The organism is Streptomyces sp. NPDC039480, assembly GCF_055597165.1.
In genome coordinates, this window is sequence record NZ_JBVITX010000004.1 from 572,604 (window position 1) to 591,145 (window position 18,542).

At 68.3% G+C, this 18,542-nt stretch carries 15 protein-coding genes and 1 pseudogene; 12 read left to right on the plus strand and 4 right to left on the minus strand.

What is annotated here, in order from left to right:
- Positions 1-18: 18 nt before the first annotated feature.
- Both ACZ56E_RS16410 and ACZ56E_RS16415 read right to left on the minus strand, forming a co-directional pair.
- The gene (locus ACZ56E_RS16410) at positions 19-906 is read right to left on the minus strand and encodes a DUF72 domain-containing protein (RefSeq protein ID WP_471214659.1); all 888 of its coding nucleotides are present in this window, start codon (positions 904-906) and stop codon (positions 19-21) included.
- Positions 907-970: 64 nt separating this feature from the next.
- Positions 971-2,383 carry a phosphatase PAP2 family protein gene (locus ACZ56E_RS16415; protein WP_471214661.1) on the minus strand — a complete coding sequence of 471 codons (1,413 nt, stop codon included), beginning with the start codon at positions 2,381-2,383 and terminating at the stop codon, positions 971-973.
- A gap of 153 nt (positions 2,384-2,536) precedes the next feature.
- On the opposite strand from ACZ56E_RS16415, the gene ACZ56E_RS16420 reads away from it, so the two are divergent.
- The 3 genes from ACZ56E_RS16420 to ACZ56E_RS16430 all read left to right on the plus strand — a co-directional run bounded on the left by ACZ56E_RS16420 (position 2,537) and on the right by ACZ56E_RS16430 (position 4,913).
- Complete coding sequence (locus tag ACZ56E_RS16420) at positions 2,537-2,989, plus strand: SRPBCC family protein (RefSeq protein WP_468602176.1); 453 nt, start codon at positions 2,537-2,539, stop codon at positions 2,987-2,989.
- Between the two features lie 143 nt (positions 2,990-3,132).
- Entirely contained in the window at positions 3,133-3,951 is an 819-nt protein-coding gene (locus tag ACZ56E_RS16425; RefSeq protein WP_471214663.1) for a MerR family transcriptional regulator, read from the plus strand.
- A 29-nt stretch (positions 3,952-3,980) separates the two neighbouring features.
- A complete protein-coding gene (locus ACZ56E_RS16430; protein WP_471214665.1) occupies positions 3,981-4,913 on the plus strand; it encodes a cysteine peptidase family C39 domain-containing protein in 933 nt (310 codons plus the stop codon).
- Here ACZ56E_RS16430 and ACZ56E_RS16435 read toward each other — a convergent pair.
- Positions 4,907-7,051 carry an ATP-binding protein gene (locus tag ACZ56E_RS16435; RefSeq protein ID WP_471214667.1) on the minus strand — a complete coding sequence of 715 codons (2,145 nt, stop codon included), beginning with the start codon at positions 7,049-7,051 and terminating at the stop codon, positions 4,907-4,909. The genes ACZ56E_RS16430 and ACZ56E_RS16435 overlap by 7 nt on opposite strands.
- Before the next feature lie 592 nt (positions 7,052-7,643).
- Between ACZ56E_RS16435 and ACZ56E_RS16440 the strand changes: the two genes are divergently transcribed.
- Positions 7,644-8,363 (plus strand): helix-turn-helix transcriptional regulator, encoded by a 720-nt coding sequence (locus tag ACZ56E_RS16440; RefSeq protein ID WP_471214668.1) that lies wholly within the window; start codon positions 7,644-7,646, stop codon positions 8,361-8,363.
- Positions 8,364-8,387: 24 nt separating this feature from the next.
- Here the strand turns inward: ACZ56E_RS16440 and ACZ56E_RS16445 are convergent, their stop codons facing one another.
- Positions 8,388-9,359 carry a UbiA prenyltransferase family protein gene (locus ACZ56E_RS16445; RefSeq protein WP_471214669.1) on the minus strand — a complete coding sequence of 324 codons (972 nt, stop codon included), beginning with the start codon at positions 9,357-9,359 and terminating at the stop codon, positions 8,388-8,390.
- Between the two features lie 276 nt (positions 9,360-9,635).
- Between ACZ56E_RS16445 and ACZ56E_RS16450 the strand changes: the two genes are divergently transcribed.
- From ACZ56E_RS16450 to ilvN, 8 genes and pseudogenes are all read left to right on the plus strand, one after another.
- On the plus strand, positions 9,636-10,472 hold the full coding sequence (locus ACZ56E_RS16450; RefSeq protein WP_471214671.1) for a sugar phosphate isomerase/epimerase family protein: 837 nt from the start codon (positions 9,636-9,638) through the stop codon (positions 10,470-10,472).
- 49 nt (positions 10,473-10,521) lie between these two features.
- Entirely contained in the window at positions 10,522-11,190 is a 669-nt protein-coding gene (locus tag ACZ56E_RS16455) for a cupin domain-containing protein (protein WP_471214672.1), read from the plus strand.
- A gap of 30 nt (positions 11,191-11,220) precedes the next feature.
- Complete coding sequence (locus tag ACZ56E_RS16460; RefSeq protein WP_471214674.1) at positions 11,221-12,363, plus strand: FAD-dependent monooxygenase; 1,143 nt, start codon at positions 11,221-11,223, stop codon at positions 12,361-12,363.
- 33 nt (positions 12,364-12,396) lie between these two features.
- On the plus strand, positions 12,397-14,181 hold the full coding sequence (locus tag ACZ56E_RS16465; RefSeq protein WP_471214676.1) for an FAD-dependent oxidoreductase: 1,785 nt from the start codon (positions 12,397-12,399) through the stop codon (positions 14,179-14,181).
- Positions 14,182-14,192: 11 nt separating this feature from the next.
- A complete protein-coding gene (locus ACZ56E_RS16470) occupies positions 14,193-15,269 on the plus strand; it encodes a methyltransferase (protein WP_471214678.1) in 1,077 nt (358 codons plus the stop codon).
- Positions 15,270-15,365: 96 nt separating this feature from the next.
- A complete protein-coding gene (locus tag ACZ56E_RS16475; RefSeq protein ID WP_471214680.1) occupies positions 15,366-16,514 on the plus strand; it encodes an MFS transporter in 1,149 nt (382 codons plus the stop codon).
- A gap of 60 nt (positions 16,515-16,574) precedes the next feature.
- Entirely contained in the window at positions 16,575-18,305 is a 1,731-nt protein-coding gene (locus ACZ56E_RS16480) for an acetolactate synthase large subunit (protein ID WP_471214682.1), read from the plus strand.
- Positions 18,302-18,535, plus strand: a pseudogene (gene ilvN, locus ACZ56E_RS16485) (acetolactate synthase small subunit); the annotation flags it as partial. The gene ACZ56E_RS16480 and the pseudogene ilvN, both read left to right, overlap by 4 nt.
- Positions 18,536-18,542 lie beyond the last annotated feature (7 nt).

Sequence of the window (18,542 nt, forward strand, 5' to 3'; positions counted from 1 at the left end):
GAGGAGGCGATATTGATCTTATCGCATGACAGCGGGTGCTGCGTACGCGTCGGCCCCGAGCAGGCGCGTCATCGCCTCGGCGGCCCGCACGGCCGCGTCCGCACAGCAGTTGTTGAACAGGACGTGGACCTCTTCGGCCCGCTCGGCGAGGGTGCGCAACCGGGGCAGCCACTCGGCGAGTTCGTCGTCGGAGTACGCGTACCGGAAGCGGTCCTCCTTGCTGCCGCGCCCCCACGCGGCGCTGCGGCCGTGGAACCGCACGACGGCCAGCCGGGACCGGGTGACCGGCGCGTACGGCGGCAGGGCGGACGGCAGCGACTGGTTCATGTCGACGGCGACCGCCGCCATGCCGTGGCCGGCCAGGAGCGCGTGGGTGGCCTCGGCGTTCTCCCCGCTCCACCAGTCGGGATGCCGGAACTCCACCGCCACCGGCCACCCCCGCGTCCGGCGCGCCGTCGCCGCGATGAACTCCTCGGCGCGCTCTCCGGGCCGCAGCCACGGAGGGAACTGGAACAGCACGCTGCCCAGCCGCCCGGCGTGCCGCAACGGCTCTATCCCGGCGGTGAACCGCGCCCAGGCCTCCGCGAGGGCCTCCTCGCTCCGGTTGTCGGCGGGCAGTCCGGCCGGCCAGTCGGCCGGCAGCGTCACCCGGGACGTCGGGTGCCCGGTGAGCAGCGAGAACGCCTTCACGTCGAACGTGAAGCCGTCCGGTGTCCGCTCCGCCCAGAGCCGGCTGTTGCGTTCGCGGGGCAGCGCGTAATAGGTCGAGTCGACCTCGACGACGGGGAACCGCTCGGCGTAGTACCGCAACCGCCCCGCGGCGTCCCGCTGCCCGCGTGGGTACCAGCCGCTGCGCACCAGCGCCGGATCGGTCCAGGAACAAGTGCCCACAAGGATGTTGCTCATAGAGGCCCGGTACCCACGTGCGAGGTGCTGACGCGAGGTGACCGCTGCCGACCGGCCGGCCGGCTCAGACCGGTTCGGGCGCGGCTTCGGATGTCGCTTCGGATGTCGCTTCAGATGTCGGCTTGGCTGCCGGTTCGGGTGTCGCTTCGGGCGTCTGCCGGGGTTTCGCCTGCCGGGGCAGGCGTACCGTCGTCGGTCGGGCGTCCCACCGACGGGTGGTCCGTACGTAGGCGTAGATCACCGAAGCCATCGACAGCAGGACCAGCGGCCCGGCGAGCCACGGGTGCTCGGCCATCTCCATCGGCAGGTACCGGTACGACACGAGGAGCGCGGTGAAGACCGCGGTGCCGTGGGCGACCAGCCGGATCCCCGACCGGTCCCAGCCGCGGTCGTACGCGCGGAGGGCGCCCTCGACCGTGAGGGCGAACACCACGCCGGCCACGAGGTCGACGCCGTAGTGGTAGCCGAAGCCGAGCGTCGCGCTGAGCGTCGCGACCAGCCAGAACGTCCCGGCGTACCGCAGCAGGCGCGGGCCCGTGCGGGAGTGGATGAAGATCGCGGTGGCCCACGCCGTGTGCAGGCTCGGCATGCAGTTGCGCGGCGTGATCCCGTCGTACGGCACCGGGTGCGGGGCGGTGAGGGTCGGTGGCGTGTGCGGCCATATGTTGGTCACCGCCCACTCCACGCCGCCGGTGCCCGAGGTGCCGGGGCCGTAGGCGAAGATCGGCCCGACCACCGGGAAGATCATGTAGATGCCCGGTCCGAGGAGACCGATCACCAGGAAGGTGCGCACCAGGTGGTGGCGCGGGAAGCGGCGCTCGCCCACGACGTTGCGCAGCTGGTAGAGGGCGGCGACGACCGCGGCCACCGCGAGCTGGGCGTAGACGAGGTCGAGCACGTGGGCGACCGGCCCCGAGGCCTCCAGGATCCGGCCGGCCAGCCACGACGGGTTGCCCAGGGCGTGATCGGCGGCCGCCACATAGGGGTCGAGCACGGTCGGGTGGGTCTTCGCCGTGATGAGCAGCCAGGTGTCACCGGTCTTGCGGCCCGCCACCAGGAGCAGGCCGAGGCCGACGCCCTTGAGCAGCAGGACGCGTTCCTCGCCGGTCCGGCGGGTGAGGGCGAAGACCGCGCAGCCCAGCATCGCCCACAGCGCGCCGTTGCCGAAGAACTGGCCCTCGGGCACCTCGGCGTCGACCGCCCAGCGCACCAGCACGAAGACGACGTCGATGCCGATCGCGACACCGGCCGCGATGAACCGCTGCCGCCAGGTGAGCACCACCATCATCAGCGCGAGGCCGCCGTACAGCGGCCCCGGCTTGGGCGGGAACAACACCTCACGCGCCTGGTTCGTGATCGGCCCGGGAACACCGCCGTAGCGTCGGGCGGCGATCTCCAGCGCGATGAGGAACGCGACGGCCACCGCCCCCGCCACGGCCCACAGGATCGTGCGCGGCCGGCGCAATGCGGCGAACACGGTCCCGCGGTCTATTCGTGAAAACACTCACGAACTATAGCCATCGCCCTTCGTCGCGGACGGGGCGGGAGTGAACCCGCACTACCTGGGCACTCGGCCGGTGAAGGAGAAACGAGGAACAACGAGGAACGACGTCGAAGAAAGGTGACATCCGTGTCGCAGGTCGAAGAGTCCGTGGAAGTCAACGTGCCGGTCCGTGCGGCGTACAACCAGTGGACCCAGTTCGAGACGTTCCCCGAGTTCATGGAAGGTGTGCAGCGGATCGAACAGCGCACCGACAAGCTCACCCACTGGGTGACGAAGATCGACGGTGTGGAGCGCGAGTTCGACGCGAAGATCACCGAGCAGATCCCGGACGAACGCGTGGCGTGGACCACGGTGGACGGCCAGGCCAAGCAGGCCGGCGTCGTCACCTTCCACCGCCTGGACGACTCACGCACCAAGGTCATGCTCCAGATGCACTACGACCCCGAAGGCCTGGCCGAGACGGTCGGCGACAAGCTCGGCTTCGTCAAGCGGCAGGTCACCGGTGACCTGGGGCGGTTCAAGAAGTTCATCGAGCGGCGTGACGGCGCGGAGACCGGCGCCTGGCGCGGCGAGGTCTGATCGCCCGCCCTCGGCAACGCAGGACGAAGGCCCGGACCGGCTGGTCCGGGCCTTCGCCGTTGCCGGGCCCATGACCGCCCGGCCGGCCGCGTGACCTCGTGCTTGACTCTCCCACCGTGTCAGGGCCTGCACTGGGAGACGTGATGTTCACCATCGGAGACTTCGCCAGACACGGCCGCGTGTCCGTGCGCATGCTGCGCCACTACGACGCCGTCGGACTGCTGCGCCCGGCCCACGTCGACCCCTCCAGCGGCTACCGCTACTACCGGGCCGCCCAGTTCGCGAGCCTCAACCGCGTCATCGCCCTCAAGGACCTCGGCTTCACCCTGGAACAGGTCCGGTCGATCCTCGACGAGGACGTGAGCACCGAGGAGCTCCGCGGCATGCTGCGGCTGCGCCGGGCCGAGCTGGCGGCAGCCGCCGCCGAGGCCGCGGCACGGATGACCCGGGTCGAGGCGAGGCTCCGGACGATCGAAAGCGAGGGCACCATGCCTACCGACGACGTCGTCGTCACCTCCCTCCCGCCGGTCCGGGTGGCCGAGCTGACCGCCACCGCGGCGAGCTTCGCGCCCCAGGACATCGGGCCGGTCGTCGGCCCGCTCTTCGCCGAGCTGTGCCGTCGGCTCGACGCCGCCGGAGCCACCCCGGCCGGGCCCGGCATCGCCCGCTACGAGGAGGCGTCCGGCGAGGACCAGATCACCGTGCGGGCCGCGATACCGGTCGCCGACGGGACAGACGCCGGCGAGCTGCCGGTGGTCGAGGTGCCCGGCGTCCCGCTGGCCGCCACGATCATCCACCACGGGCCGATGGACGGCGTCCTGTCCACCGCGCACGCCCTGGACCAGTGGATCGCCGCGCACGGCTACCGCCCCCTCGGACTCACCCGCGAGGTCTCCCTGGACTGCCCCGACGACCCCGACGCCTGGGTGACGGAGCTCCAGCAGCCCATCACCGCCCTCTGACGGGCCGAAGAGACGACACGAGGACACCCATGACGTACTACGTGGGCTCCGGCCCGTACTGCTACGCCCACTCCCTGGCCATGGTGCTCGGTGGGACGGCCCCGCCGCCCGCCGTGATCGAGGTGCTGACCGGTTCGCCGTTCGGCTTCCAGTTCATCGCCGGCAGGCTGCCGCTGTTCGACCCCTACGGCTGGAACCCCGACCTGGGTCTGGACGCGGCCGTGTCGCTGCTCGGCGTCCGCTGTGAGCGGACCGCCGGGGGCACGGCCGAGGAGGCCGCGGACCGGCTGCGCGCGGCGGCCGCCCGGGGACCCGTCCTGGTCGGCCCCGTCGACATGGGGCTGCTGCTCCACCAGCCGGGCACACCCACCGGCGACGACGGCGCCGACCACTACGTCGTCGCGCTGGAGGTAGACGACAACACCGTGCTCTTCCACGACCCGCACGGCCATCCGTACGCGACGCTGCCGGTGGCGGACTTCCTCACCGCGTGGGAGGCGAAGACGATCGACTACATCGACGCCCCCTACGTACTGCGGACAAACTTCGTACGGGAGCGGCAGGTCGCGCCGGAAGAGGCGCTGCGGCGTTCCCTGCCGGACGCGCGGCGCTGGCTGGCAGGCCGCGACGACCTGCCCGTGGCGCCGGGAACACTCGGCGGGGCCGCCGGCCTGGCGGCCCTGGCAGCCCGCGCCGACGGCGGACTCGACGCGGCGACGCGCGACCTCATGGCCCACTTCGCCGTCCGCCTCGGCGCACGCCGCGCCGCCGACGCCGCGCACTGCCTGGCGTCCCTGGGACTCTCCGGCGCTGCGGCGGTCGCGACCGAGCAGTCCCGGCTGATCGGCAGCCTCCAGCACCCGCTCGTCACCGGCGACGACCCGACCCTGGCCGACCGCCTGCGCCGGCTCGCCCCGACGTACGAACGGCTGCGTACCGCACTCCTGCCCGGCACTCACTGACCCTGCCGGTGGCCGGGCGCCGCCTCCGCCTCGGGGGTCAGCGGGTCGGGGGCGTCCTGAGGCGTGCGGTAGCCGTTCTCGAAGACGGCGGTGTAGACGTCGTCGCCCAGGGCCCGGCGGGCCTGCTCCTCGCAGGTCCGCCGGGTGGCCATCCATTCGGAGATGCCGAGCTGCGGTACGCCGAGGGTGTCCCACGTCCGCTGGGCGAGACCGAGCAGGTGGGCGGTGCGCCGGGCGTCACCGGACGCGGCCGCGGCGGCGCCGAGGACGTCCAGGGCGACGGCCATCCCGAGCGAGTCGTCGAGACGCCGCTTGGTGAGCCACGAGGCCCGGCCGTGTGCGAACGCGGCCTCCACCCGGCCGCGGGCCAGTTCGGCGCGTGCGCACATGTAGTCGACGAAGGCGCGCGACCACTGCTCGCCGTGCCGGTCGCAGTCGGCACGCAGGTGCTCCAGCACGGCGACGGCCTCGTCGACGCGGCCTTCGCTGAGGTACGCCAGGCTGCGGACACAGCCGGCGGACTGGGTGGGCTGGGCCATCGGGGTGCACCGGTGCCGGTCGAGGACCGCCTGGGAGAGGGTGGCGGCGCGTGCGTGGTCGCCGGCCATCACCGCCGCGATCGAAGCGAGGGTGTCGGCGCGGTCGGCCGCCGCGGCGCAGCCGAACCGGGCGCCCGCGGCGGCGATTTCGCCGACCCGAGCCGTGATCTCCGCCGGTTCTCCCAGCGTGGCGTACACCATCCCCTCGGCCCACAGCGCCTTGCCGCGCTCCGGACTCGGCGCGCGGTCCGCGGCGAGGGCCTGTGCCAGGTAGTACTGGCCCTCCCTCGGGAACCCGCACGCGTGCCAGAAGAACCAGAGGTTCCCGGCCAGCTCCAGTGCGGTGTGTCCGTCCGGCCGCAGGAGGCTCAGGTCCAGTGCGGCGCGCAGGTTGGTGTACTCCGCGGCCGTCCGCGCGTACCAGGTGAGCTGCTCCGGGCCGAGCCACTCGGCGTCCGCCCGCCGGGCGAACGCGCGGTAGTGGGCCAGATGCCGCCGGCGCATGCGCTCCTCCTCGCCCAGTTCGCGCAGCCAGTACGCGCCGTACTCCCGTACGGTCTCCAGCATCCGGAACCGCTCCGAACCCTCCGGCGACGGCAGCCAGTTGGCGACGGAGTCGTCCACGAGCACACCGAGCAGCCCCGGGATGTCGTCCTCGGGCAGATGCTCGTCGGCGCAGACCGCCACGGCCGCGTCGGCGTCGAAGGACCCGGCGAAGACGGAGAGCCGTGCCCACAGCAGCCGCTCGGCGGGCGTGCACAGCTCGTGGCTCCAGCCGATGGTGGTGCGCAGGGCTCGGTGCCAGGGGGGCACTTCTGGGGCGGGGCGCGGGCGGGTGGCCGGGGCGGGAGGGGCTTCCGGAGCGTCGCCTCCGTGGGCCTTGTCTTCCGGCGCCCCGTCTTCGGGAGCCGCCACGGACTCCTGCAAGACCTCGAAGCGGTCCGGCAGCCGCTTGACCAGCTCGTCGACGGGCAGCCGGCCAAGCCGGGCCGCGGCGAGTTCGATGGCCAGGGGCAGGCCTTCGAGTAGCTGGGACAGGCGTACGACATCCGCCGCGTCGGCGGCGGACACGGTGAACCCGGGCACGGCGTCGGCGGCCCGCTCGACCAGCAGCGTCACGGCCTCCGAGTCGTCCATGTCCTCCCGGCCGCGCGGCACCCGCAGCGGCTCCAGGGTCAGCACCTCCTCCGCCATGAGACCGAGGCGGCGCCGGCTGGTGGCCAGGATCTGCAGTCCCGGCGCGGCGCGCAGCAGGGCCTCGCCGGCCATCGCGCACGCGTCGGTCAGGTGCTCGCAGGTGTCGAACACCAGAAGGAGCTCCCGGTCGGCCAGATAGTCGGCGACCACATCGAGCAGGGGCCGGGTGGACTGGTCGGCCAGGGGCAGCGCCTCCGCGATCGAGTGGGCCAGCAGGGCGCCCTCCCGCAGCCCGGTGAGCTCGACCCACCAGACACCGTCCGCGAACCGGGGCCGCAGCCCGGCGGCCGCCCGCCGGGCGAGTCTGCTCTTGCCCACGCCGCCCACCCCGGTCACCGTGACCAGCCGGGACCGGCCGCACAGCCGCTCCAGCTGCCGCAGTTCGAGGCTGCGGCCGACCATGCTCGTGGTCTCCGGCGGCAGGTTTCCCGGCCGCCGCTCAGTCGGCTCCAACGATGCGCCTTCCTGGCCCGGACGGAGCGCTGCGATCCCTCGCCCCCTCACGTTCTGTGAGCGGGAGAGTAGTCCGGATCTCCGCCGACGTCCGGGGCGTGGCGACAGATGCCGCGAAATGACAGATCAAGACAGGAAGGCGTCGCAATCTGATGGTGGTTGCAGTCGGCGGCTCGTCACCCATGACGTAGTGCATGCGGACGCCGCGGGCCTTCGGTCGGTGGATTCAGGCAGGTTTGGACCGATCATTCCGGGAAGCCGGAAATACGCTCACTGCAATCTTGCACCAACCACCTAGTTGATCTACATTGCCATCCACATCGGCGTTGAGGATTCAACGACTGCCATCAAGGTCACGAGCCCAAGGCAGCTTCCTGCCGACCGCGTTGGGATCTGACGACTGTCATCAAGGCCACAAACCTCGGACGACACAGCAGCAGCGACTCAGGTCTACCTCGATCGATAGATTCCGTACACCGTCGTACATCATCGAGCGAAAGCGAACCAGACGTCGCGATGTATGAGTACGAAACGGGGAGACATGTCGCATCCGCTGGCGGCCCAGAGTCTGAGTTCGGCCCTACCAGGCATTGTTGAGTCCTATCGCATGGGACTCCTCCGCCTCAACAGCTTGCTCGTCCTGCATCCGGAGGCATGGGAACAGTGCCGTCGTCAGGCGGTGGCGATCATCCGGGAATGCGTGGCCAGCCTGGAGAGCGGTGCCTCTCCGCAGGCGACGGAAGCGGATGGGTACACCCGGCTGCTGGGGGCCCATCGGGCACTGCAGCGCATCCCCGCGGCCGAGTCCATCCGTGCCGTCGAGGTCCTCTGGTCGTCCCTGCAAGCCGCGGTGCACGTCGCCACGACCTGCGAAGCCCCCGCGCACCGGCTGCTGGTCTGGCAAACGGTCAACTCGGCCTTTCGGCGGGCGACAAGCGAGCGTCTTTACGCGGGGACACTCGGCTACGACGAGACCAGAAGCCGCATTCTCGCCCTCGAACGCCAGAGCACCCAGCCCGTGCCCCACAGCGAGTCTTCGCCGGAAACGGAAGAGGGCGGGCAACAGCGCGACGAGTTGACCACGCGGGAGCGCCAGGTCATCGACGCCGTTTCCCATGCCATGACCAACCGGCAGATCGCCCACCATCTGGGGATAAGCGAAGGAACGGTCAAACGCCATCTCTCCAATATCTTCGGAAAGCTGGGTGCTTCCTCCCGCATGGACGCGGTGCGCAAGGCGGCCGCAGCCCGCTTGTCCTAGCCTACTTGTCCTGGCCCGGCGCATTCATGAGGCGAGTGAGCCCGCACCGCTCCAGATGGGCAATGCCGCGAGCATCACGACATTGGCCGCGTACTGAGTGAACATGAAGGCCCGGTAGGCGCTGCGGCGGGCATTCCGGTCTCCTCCTTGCGTCGCCGACCGGCTGAAGCGCAGGCATTCCACGGTGACCCAGACCGCACCCAACGACAGCACCGTCGCACCGGGGATTTCCACGGGCGCCCAGATCGCCGCGGCGACCGGACTCGCTCCACCGACCAGTACCGCGCCGAGTACCGCGAGCCGCGTCGCCGCTTGCGGCCCCCTCACGGCCGCGAAGGTGCGCCGCCCCGCCGCGGCGTCTCCTTCGGCGTCCCCCAGATCCTTCACCACCGCGCCCACCAGCGCCATCCATGCGGCCATGACACTGGCGAACATCACGGGCACGGCGCTTCCCATGTCGCCGCCGGCAGCCGCCACTCCGGCCGCATAGGAGGTCCAGCCGAGCCCGAATACGACGAGCGCGCAGGAGGTACTGTGCCGTTTCGCCATGAACGGCCGTGCCGAATAGGCCCACCCGAGGGCCAAGAAGGCAGCGACCCATCCGATGAGTCCCGGTACGCACCAGGCTATTCCGAGTGCTCCCAGGGCCAGGACAGCGGTGAACACGCCGGCGGTCGGCAACGCGAGGTCCCCGCGGGCAATGGGACGATTCGAGTTGTTGTGGCGATCCTCTTCGACATCCATGACGCCGTTGATCAGGTAGACGAAGACGATCGCGCACCACCATGCGAGCCCGCCGAGTGCCACGTGGAGCGGGTGCACGGGCTGGTGGATCGCGAGTCCCACACCCACCACGTACCTCAGGACGAAAACCACCTGGACGACCGGCCGAGCTTCCCTCACACACAGCCGCGCTGCCCGCGCAACTCTGCGCAACGTAATGCGCCCTGAAGGGTCGTCAATATCCGACCATGGGGCGCGAATGAACTCAGCCACAGGTGGAGGATACAAGCACTCCGCAGTCGGTCGGACGGAAATGTGCCTCGTCTGCAACTAAAGACACAACCCGGCCCCGGGTGCAGTGCATCGCCGATGCCGCGCGGACCGAGAGCAGGCAACCTGCCGGGACACGTCTCGCCGAGGCGGGCATGAGTCTTTGGAGACATTCTGATGTCTCCTTCGGCATAACGATATTGCTGACGGGTCGACCCCTCTTCTAGTTTTGGCCGTCCGCACTGTGACGTGCCATTCCGTGATCGAGGGGTAAGCGAAGTGGACTACGGTATTGCTACGGTCACCTTGGGTGGCCCTCTGCCGGGCAAGATGCAAGCAATCGCTGACGCAGGCTTCTCTTGTGTCGAATTGATGGAATGGGACCTGCAGGAGTATTCGGCGTCTGCCGCCCGGGGCATGGCGGCAGACCTCGGCCTCGAGATCGTGAACTATCAGCCGCTCAGGGACTTCGAAGGCGGCCCCAGGGACCAGTTGGTGCCGAGGCTGGACCGCATCGAGCGCATCTTCGACCGTATGGAGCAGTTGCGGACGAGCACGCTGATCCTGTGCAGCAACGTCAGCGACGTCTCGGACCTCGACGACGGTGTCCTCGCCGATGATCTGGCGCGCCTGGGCGAACGGGCCGCCGCCAGAGGGTTTTCGATCGGTTACGAAGCACTGTCCTGGGGCCTGCGAGTCAATACGTTCCGTCAGGCCTGGCGCATGATCGAGCGCTCCGGCGCCGACAACATCGGCCTGGTGCTGGACAGCTTTCACACCCTCGCACTGCGCGACTCTCTCGAGGATCTGGCCGGCATACCCGCTGATCGCATCGCGCTGATCCAGGTATCGGATGCCCCCTGGATGGATCTGGATGTGCGGTCCTGGAGCCGGCATCACCGCTGCCTGCCCGGCGAGGGAGATTTCGACGTAGCAGCGTTCCTGGCACCCGTATTGGCCAACGGCTATGACGGCCCGGTCTCACTCGAAATCTTCAATGACCAATACAAGCTGCGGCCGCCTGCGCCGCTGGCGCGACAAGGCATGACCGCGCTGCGCGAGGTCACATCGGCGGCGATGAATTCAGCAACTGCTTCCCTGGTCGCGAACCCGTGATGCTGGACGGCGTGGGGACGCCGGCTCCCCGAGAAGAAGGGCAATATCGATGACCACAGAATACGAAGTGTTCGACTTTCCGGAGGTCAAGCCAGGCCCGGAGAAGCCGTTGGTACTCGGCCCGGCCGGCGAGGTCTTCAACTTCGTGCAGACGGGCGAGAGCAACGGCGGCAAGTACTTGTTCTCCAAGCTCACCGTGCCGCCGCACGTCGGGCCGCCGCCGCATATCCATCACCGTACCGACGAATGGTTCTATGCGCCGAACGGCGGCTTCAGCATCTTCATGGGGCCCAACGAATTCCCCGACTTGGACGTCACCCCTGGCAATGGTGCCGACAAGGAAACAGTCGCCATGCTGCCGATGCGCCCGAAGGAACTGCTCTACGTTCCGCGCAACTACACGCATGGCTTCGTCAACACATCCAATGTCACCCAAGAGATGTGGCTGGTCTGGACGCCGGACACGCCGGAGAGCTCGATCCTCCCGTACTTCATGAACGCGGGCAAGGTCGTGAAGAGCAACCAGGACATCACAGAGCCCGATTTCATGTCCCGTATTCGTCTGGTCACCATGGCTCGCGACTACGGCATCAATCAGAGTGCCGACTTCTGGGACTTCGTCAAGGACGTCGTGGAGGACAGACCTGACTGGCTGCCGAGCGACCGGCGCATGACTCTCCTCAACCTGATGCATGATGAAATTGAGGCGCAGGCCTAGTTTTACGCCATCGAATCAGGGGGAAAGTACATGAACTCCATTGCCATCGTCGGCGGCGGTCTGGGCGGCGCCGCGACCGCAGCGTTGCTGCAGCAAGCAGGCTACTCCGTAGCGGTATACGAACAGGCGGACACATTCGAGCCCGCCGGCGCCGGAATTCATCTGACGCCCAATGTGATGCGCATCTTGAGTCACATAGGCATCGGTGATGCGCTGATCAGGTCCGGTTACCTGCCCGCATCATTCACGAGTCGGAACCTGGCATCGAATTCCGTCAGGTGCACCTTGACGCTCGGTGGCCCGGCGACGGAGAGGTATGGAGCTCCCTATCTCACCGTCGGCCGCGGCGTGCTCCATCGGGAACTGATCAACGCCCTGCGGCCGGGCAGCGTGCAATACGGCAAGCGACTGGTCTCGCTCGACGACGGTGGCGAGTCGGTGCGGCTGCGCTTCGCCGATGGCAGCACCGTCGAAGCCTCCTGCGTCATTGGCGCCGATGGTCTGGGATCTCAGGTCCGTGCGGTGATGCACGGCGCTGAACGCCCCGCGTTCGCCGGCCAGATCGCGTACCGGGCGATCGTGCCTGCGCACATCCGGGTCCCCGTCGACAGGCGGTGCATCACCAAGTGGTGGGCCGACGACAGTTTCGTCATCGGCTACCCGACCGATTCCCGGAGCGACGACTACTACTTCGTCGCCGGCACGGCGGCTGACGCATGGACGCATCCCCAGTCCTGGGTCGGCGGCGACAAGGACGAGCTGCTGGACGCCTTCACCGGCTCCTGCGACGAAGTCCTCAACCTGCTGAACGCGGCGGAATCCTTGAGCAAATGGCCGCTCTTCGAGCGCCCGCCGTTGCAGCAATGGGGCCGAGGGCGCATTGCGCTCCTGGGCGACGCCTGTCACCCCATGAGGCCGCACATGGCCCAAGGCGCGGCCATGGCCATCGAGGACGGCGTACTGCTGCTGCGTTGCCTGGAAGGCGAGGACGAGATCGAGGCGGCGTTCTGGCGTTACGCGGAGAGCCGTAAGCAACGGACCGGCCGGGTCCAGGCCGTGTCCGCCGACAACTCGTGGCTCAAGGACGCCGAAGACCCGGCTTGGGTCTTCAGCCATGACGCGATGACCACTGATCTGGTGCCGCGCCGGTCCAGCGCCCTCACCGCCACATGAGACGGCTGAACATGAATTCAGGAGACACATCACGTGTACGACACTGACGTCCTGATCGTCGGGAGCGGTCCGGCGGGGTCATCCGCGGGACTGATGCTGAGCACGTACGGCATCGAGAACCTCGTGATCACGAAGCATCGCTGGCTCGCCGACACCCCGCGCGCGCACTACAAGAACCAGCGCACCATGGAGGTCTTCCGGGACCTGAACGTGGCGGACGAAATCCTTGCCAAGGCCTCGCCAAAAGAGGTCATGGGCAATGTCGTCTTCTGCACCAGTCTGGTCGGCGAGGAACTGGGCCGCCTGCCCTATGGCGCCAACAGGCCACAACGGCAGAGCGATTACGCGTTGGCCAGCCCCGCCGAGCACTGCGACCTGCCGCAGACCCTCCTCGAACCCATCCTGTTGTCCAATGCCGCTGCGCGCGGCAGCCATGTGCGCTTCGACACGGAATTCCTGCGGCTCGACCAGGACGAGCAGGGTGTCACCGCGCATGTCTTCGACAGGCTGAAGCGCGAGCCGTACGAGATTCGGGCCAAGTACCTGATCGGGGCGGACGGCGGCAACAGCCGTGTGGCGGAGCAGCTCGGTCTGCCCATGGAAGGCCACATGGGGCTCGCCGGCAGCATCAGCATCATTCTGCACGCGGATCTCTCCCACCTCGTGGCGCACCGGCCCGGCTATCTCTGGTGGATCATGCAGCCGGGCGCCAATGTCGGGGGCATCGGCATGGGCCTCCTGCGCATGGTCAGGCCGTGGAACGAGTGGCAGATCGTGTGGGGCTACGACATGAGCGCCGGCGAGCCCGACGTCTCCGAAATCGACGCGGTCGGCATTGCCCGTCAACTGATCGGCGACGATTCGGTGGACATCACCATACGCTCGGTCTCGACGTGGACGGTGAACCAGAAGTACGCCACCAAGTATTCCCAAGGGCGGGTATTTTGTATGGGCGATGCGGTGCATCGTCATCCCCCGTCCAACGGCCTGGGCTCGAACACGTCGATTCAGGATGCCTACAATCTGGCGTGGAAAATGGCGATGGTCCTGAAGGGTCAGGCTTCGGACCGACTGCTGAATACGTACGACCAGGAACGCGCGCCGATCGGCAAGCAGATCGTGGAGCGCGCGAACAAGAGCATCGAGCAGTTCGGAGGCATCTTCTCTGCACTCGGCCTGGACGCAAACCTCGATGCGGAGCAGATGCGCGCCAACATGTCCCTCTTGAAGGAGGGTTCTGCCGCGGGTGCCGAAAAGCGCAGAATGTTGCGCGAGGCCATCGAGCTCAAGTCGTACGAATTTGCCACGCAAGGCGTTGAACTCAACCAGCGTTACGCATCCGACGCCGTCCGCCCGGACGGTACCGCGCAGCCCGCCTGGCTCCGCGACCCTGAGCTGTACTACCAGGCGTCCAGCCGGCCCGGCGCCCGTTTGCCGCATGCGTGGCTCGACCGGCAGGGTACGCAGATCTCGAGCCTGGACGTGGTGGGCAAGGGCAAGTTCTCCCTGCTGACGGGGCTGAACGGCGAAGTGTGGCTTGCTGCCGCCGAGCGCGTCTCCAAAGAGCTGGACATCGAGATCGCCGCGCATGTCATCGGCCCCGGACACGCCTTGCAGGACCTCTACGGAGATTGGGCGGAGGCCGCGGAGATACCGGAGGACGGCTGTCTCCTGGTGCGACCGGATTCGTTTATCGCCTGGCGCAAGGCGGATTCTGGCGAAGCCGAGGAATCGCTGCGCGCAGCCTTGCTCGACATTCTTGGTCGAGATGATGAGCGAGCCTCAGCGGCTCGTCCGGATATGGCGATGGCCGAGTAGAGAAGGTGCGCATGACTATCCAGACGTCTTTCCAGGCGGAGCCCGTTACGCACGTAGAGGCCGAGGTCGGGGCCGAGGCCGGGGTGCCGGAAGCCGGCACCATCCGCAGGATGCAAGAGCTGATCCGCGGTATGGCGGTCACGCAGCTGATCGCTGCGGCCTGCGAAGTCGGACTGCCCGACGCGGTGGACGACGAGGGAACCTCGTTGGCCTCCCTGGCCGAGCACCTGAAGGTCCACACAGATGTCCTGACCCGGGTGGCCCGAGCACTGTCGTCCTTCGGCGTGTTCGAGGTCGAGGCGGACGGCAGAATCCGCCACAACGAGGCCTCGCGGCTCCTGAGAACCGCCCCCGGCCCCACGCTCCATTGGACCGCACGGTTCTGGGCGATGCCGAGCATTTGGCGGTCCTGGGGAGCACTGAGTCACTGCGTCGACACCGGCGAGGAAGCGTTCGCCCACGTCAACGGTCAGGACTTCTTCTCGTACATGAACGGAAGCCCTGAAGAGGAAGCGCTCTATCAGCGCTACATGGCGAGTGGTTATCCGGGGCGTTACGCGGCCATCGCCGATGTGCTCCCCGTGGCCCCGGGTCAACGGGTGATCGACGTCGGCGGTGGAACCGGCAGCCTGGCGCGGACGATTCTCGAAAGGAATCCGAGCGCGCAAGCAGTGGTGTACGACCAGGCCAGCGTCATTTCGGCCTGGCCCGCGGCGTCCGGGGACGAACGGCTGAGCACGCGTGCGGGCAGCTTCTTCGACGCGGTACCGACGGGCGGGGACATCTACATCCTGTCGTGGATTCTGCACGACTGGCCGGACGACAAGGCCGAGACCATTCTCCGCAATTGCCGCGAGGCGATGGACGCCGGCGCACGACTCGTGGTCGTGGACCGCGTGCTGCAGGAATCACCGCAGGAGTGCGACCCGCTCGACCTGGTGCTGGATCTGCAGATGCAGCTGCTGCACGGAGGGCGCGAGCGCACCCTGGACGACTTCAAGCGGCTCCTGCACGCGGCAGGCTTTTCCGCCCCTCAGGTGCTGTCCGCGCGTCCCGAATTCTCGGTCGTCCAAGCACGCGCCGTGTAAACGTCGAATTCCTATTCTGTCGAGAGAGCAATGACCACTGAGAGTGCAACAAGCCGGCCGACGCAGCTGCGCATGTCACGCGGACTGACCTTCCTGATGGCGCTGGCCTGCGGCGCGGTCGCGGCCAACATCTATTACGCGCAGCCCCTGGTGGCTCTGATCGGCCCCGACGTGGGCCTGACCGAGAACGCCTCCAGTTTGATCGTGACCCTGACCCAGATCGGCTACGGTGTCGGCCTCGTCGTACTGGTTCCGCTGGGTGACATCTTCGAGAACCGGCGTCTCATCATGGTCACGCTGGTGGCATGCATGGCGGCGCTGCTGAGCGCGTCCGTCGCGTCGAACGCCGGCTTGTTCCTTGCCACTTCTCTGGTCATCGGCCTGAGTTCGGTCGTGGTGCAGATGCTGGTGCCCTTCGCCGCCCATCTCGCCCCGGAGGAAACCCGTGGCCAGGCCGTCGGCAATGTCATGAGCGGCCTGCTGATGGGCATCCTGCTCGCGCGGCCCGTGGCCAGCATGACGACGGATCTGCTCGGCTGGCGTGCGATATTCGCCATCTCCGCCGGACTGATGCTGGTGTTCGCCGTGACCTTGCGCTCGGTCCTTCCGGAACGGAAGCCGAGCACGTCCTTCCGCTACCTGACGTTGCTGGGGTCGATGGGCCAACTGCTCGTCCACACGCCGATCCTGCGGCGACGGGCGTTCTACCACGCCTTGCTGTTCGGGGCGTTCAGTCTGTTCTGGACTGCGGTGCCACTGATCCTGGCGAGCCCGGCGTGCGGTCTGAGCCAAGGCGGCATCGCCCTGTTCTCCCTGGCGGCGGTCCCAGGAGCCTTCGTCGCGCCGATAGCGGGCCGTGTCGCCGACCGCGGTCTGACAAAGCCCGCGACGGCCTTCGCGATCCTGACCGTCGTCGCCTGCTTCCTCCTGGTGTTCGCGAGTGGCGGGCACATGGTCGCGGCCCTGTTCTTCGCGGCGCTCCTGATCGACGTCGGCATCTCGTTCAACCTGGTCCTCGGCCAGCGCGCGATCTTCTCGCTGGGGGCGGAGATACGGAGCCGGCTCAACGGCCTGTACATGGCGATCTTCTTCATCGGAGGCGCGGTCGGCTCTGCCGTGGCCGGGTCCGTGTACGCGACGTACGGCTGGGAGGGCATCGCATGGTGCGGCATCGCCTTCCCGCTGCTGGCGGCCCTCTACTACCTGACGGAGCTGGTGCCGCGGCGCCCCGCGACGGCCGCGTGACCCGGAGGCTTCCCGCCGACCCCGGTCGGCTTCGCAACACCGAACTCATAGGAACCACAGATGGCTGAACAGATGACAGGTGCTCAAGCTCTGGTCAGGGCTTTGGAGCACGTCGGAGTCGACACCGTTTTCGGGTATCCCGGCGGCCACATCCTCCCCGCCTACGACCCGCTCTACGACTCGACCAAGGTCCGCCACGTACTGGTGCGGCACGAGCAGGGCGCGGGACACGCCGCGGAGGGGTACGCCCAGGCCACCGGCAAGGTCGGCGTCTGCATGGCCACCTCGGGCCCGGGCGCCACCAATCTGGTCACCCCGATCGCCGACGCGTACATGGACTCCGTCCCGATGGTCGCCATCACCGGTCAGGTGTCGAGCGGCATGATCGGCACGGACGCCTTCCAGGAAGCCGACATCTGCGGCATCACCCTTCCGATCACCAAGCACAGCTTCCTGGTGACCGACCCCGACGCCATCGCGCGCACCATCGCGGAAGCCTTCCACCTCGCCTCCAGCGGCCGTCCCGGCCCGGTACTGGTCGACATCTCCAAGGACGCGCTCCAGGCCCGCACCGAGTTCCACTGGGAACCGACGCCACAGCTGCCCGGCTACCGGCCGGTCGCCCGGCCGCACGCCAAGCAGATCCAGGAGGCGGCCAGGCTGATCGCCGAGGCCGAGCGGCCGGTCCTGTACGTCGGCGGCGGCGTGCACAAGGCCCGCGCCTCGGCGGAACTGCTCCGCCTGGCCGAGCTGACCGGTATTCCGGTCGTCACCACGCTGATGGCCAGGGGCACCTTCCCCGACAGCCACCCGCTCCACATGGGGATGCCCGGCATGCACGGCAGCGTGCCGGCGGTAGGCGCGTTGCAGAAGGCGGACCTGCTCATCGCCCTGGGAGTGCGGTTCGACGACCGGGTCACCGGGCAGCTGTCGTCGTTCGCACCGCGGGCCAAGGTCATCCACGCGGACATCGACCCGGCGGAGATCTCCAAGAACCGGACGGCTGACGTGCCCATCGTGGGGGACTGCCGGGAGGTCATCGACGCCCTCGTCCACGCGATCGACCGCCCCGGTGACTACGTCAAGTGGCGCGCACTGCTCGACGGCCTGAAGGAGACCTACCCGCTCGGGTACGAGGAGTTCGCGGACGGCCAGCTCGCTCCGCAGTACGTCCTGGAAAGGCTGAGCTCCCTCGTCGGACCGGACGCCCTCTACGTGGCCGGCGTCGGCCAGCACCAGATGTGGGCGTCCCAGTTCATCGGCCATGAGAAGCCCGGCGGCTTCATCACCTCCGGCGGCCTCGGCACGATGGGCTTCGCCGTGCCCGCCGCGATGGGCGCCAAGATGGGCCGGCCGGACGCGACGGTCTGGGCGATCGACGGGGACGGCTGCTTCCAGATGACCAATCAGGAGCTGGCCACCTGCACGCTCGAAGGCGCGCCGATCAAGGTCGCGGTCATCAACAACGGCAAACTCGGCATGGTCCGCCAGTGGCAGTCGCTCTTCTACGGCCAGCGGTACTCCAACTCCGACCTGCAGACGACCGAGCGCGTCCCCGACTTCGTGAAGCTGGCGGAGGCCTACGGCTGCGTCAGCCTGCGGTGCACCCGGCCCGAGGACGTGGACGCCACCATCGCCAAGGCGATGGAGATCAACGACGTGCCGGTGGTCGTCGACTTCGTGGTCCACGAGGACGCCATGGTCTGGCCCATGGTCCCCGCCGGCACCAGCAACGACGACATTCAGATCGCCCGAGACATGACTCCGAAGTGGGAGAGCGACGCATCATGAGCAAACACACGCTGTCGGTCCTGGTCGAGGACAAGCCCAGCGCGCTCACCCGGATCACCGCGCTCTTCAGCCGGCGCGGCTTCAACATCGACTCCCTGGCCGTCGCCCCGACCGAGGGGGACGGCCTCTCCCGCGTCACCCTCGTGGTGGACGCGGACCGCTCCCCGCTGGAGCAGGTGACCAAGCAACTCGACAAGCTCATCAACGTACTGAGCGTCACGGAAGTCGACCGCACGC

Bases quoted from the DNA above. Each gene is read 5' to 3' on its own strand.
- ACZ56E_RS16410 (WP_471214659.1), bottom strand. From the start codon at position 906: ATGAGCAACATCCTTGTGGGCACTTGTTCCTGGACCGATCCGGCGCTG.
- ACZ56E_RS16425 (WP_471214663.1), top strand. From the start codon at position 3,133: ATGTTCACCATCGGAGACTTCGCCAGACACGGCCGCGTGTCCGTGCGC.
- ACZ56E_RS16430 (WP_471214665.1), top strand. From the start codon at position 3,981: ATGACGTACTACGTGGGCTCCGGCCCGTACTGCTACGCCCACTCCCTG.
- ACZ56E_RS16435 (WP_471214667.1), bottom strand. From the start codon at position 7,051: ATGGTCGGCCGCAGCCTCGAACTGCGGCAGCTGGAGCGGCTGTGCGGC.
- ACZ56E_RS16440 (WP_471214668.1), top strand. From the start codon at position 7,644: ATGTCGCATCCGCTGGCGGCCCAGAGTCTGAGTTCGGCCCTACCAGGC.
- ACZ56E_RS16455 (WP_471214672.1), top strand. From the start codon at position 10,522: ATGACCACAGAATACGAAGTGTTCGACTTTCCGGAGGTCAAGCCAGGC.
- ACZ56E_RS16460 (WP_471214674.1), top strand. From the start codon at position 11,221: ATGAACTCCATTGCCATCGTCGGCGGCGGTCTGGGCGGCGCCGCGACC.
- ACZ56E_RS16470 (WP_471214678.1), top strand. From the start codon at position 14,193: ATGACTATCCAGACGTCTTTCCAGGCGGAGCCCGTTACGCACGTAGAG.
- ACZ56E_RS16475 (WP_471214680.1), top strand. From the start codon at position 15,366: ATGGCGCTGGCCTGCGGCGCGGTCGCGGCCAACATCTATTACGCGCAG.
- ACZ56E_RS16480 (WP_471214682.1), top strand. From the start codon at position 16,575: ATGGCTGAACAGATGACAGGTGCTCAAGCTCTGGTCAGGGCTTTGGAG.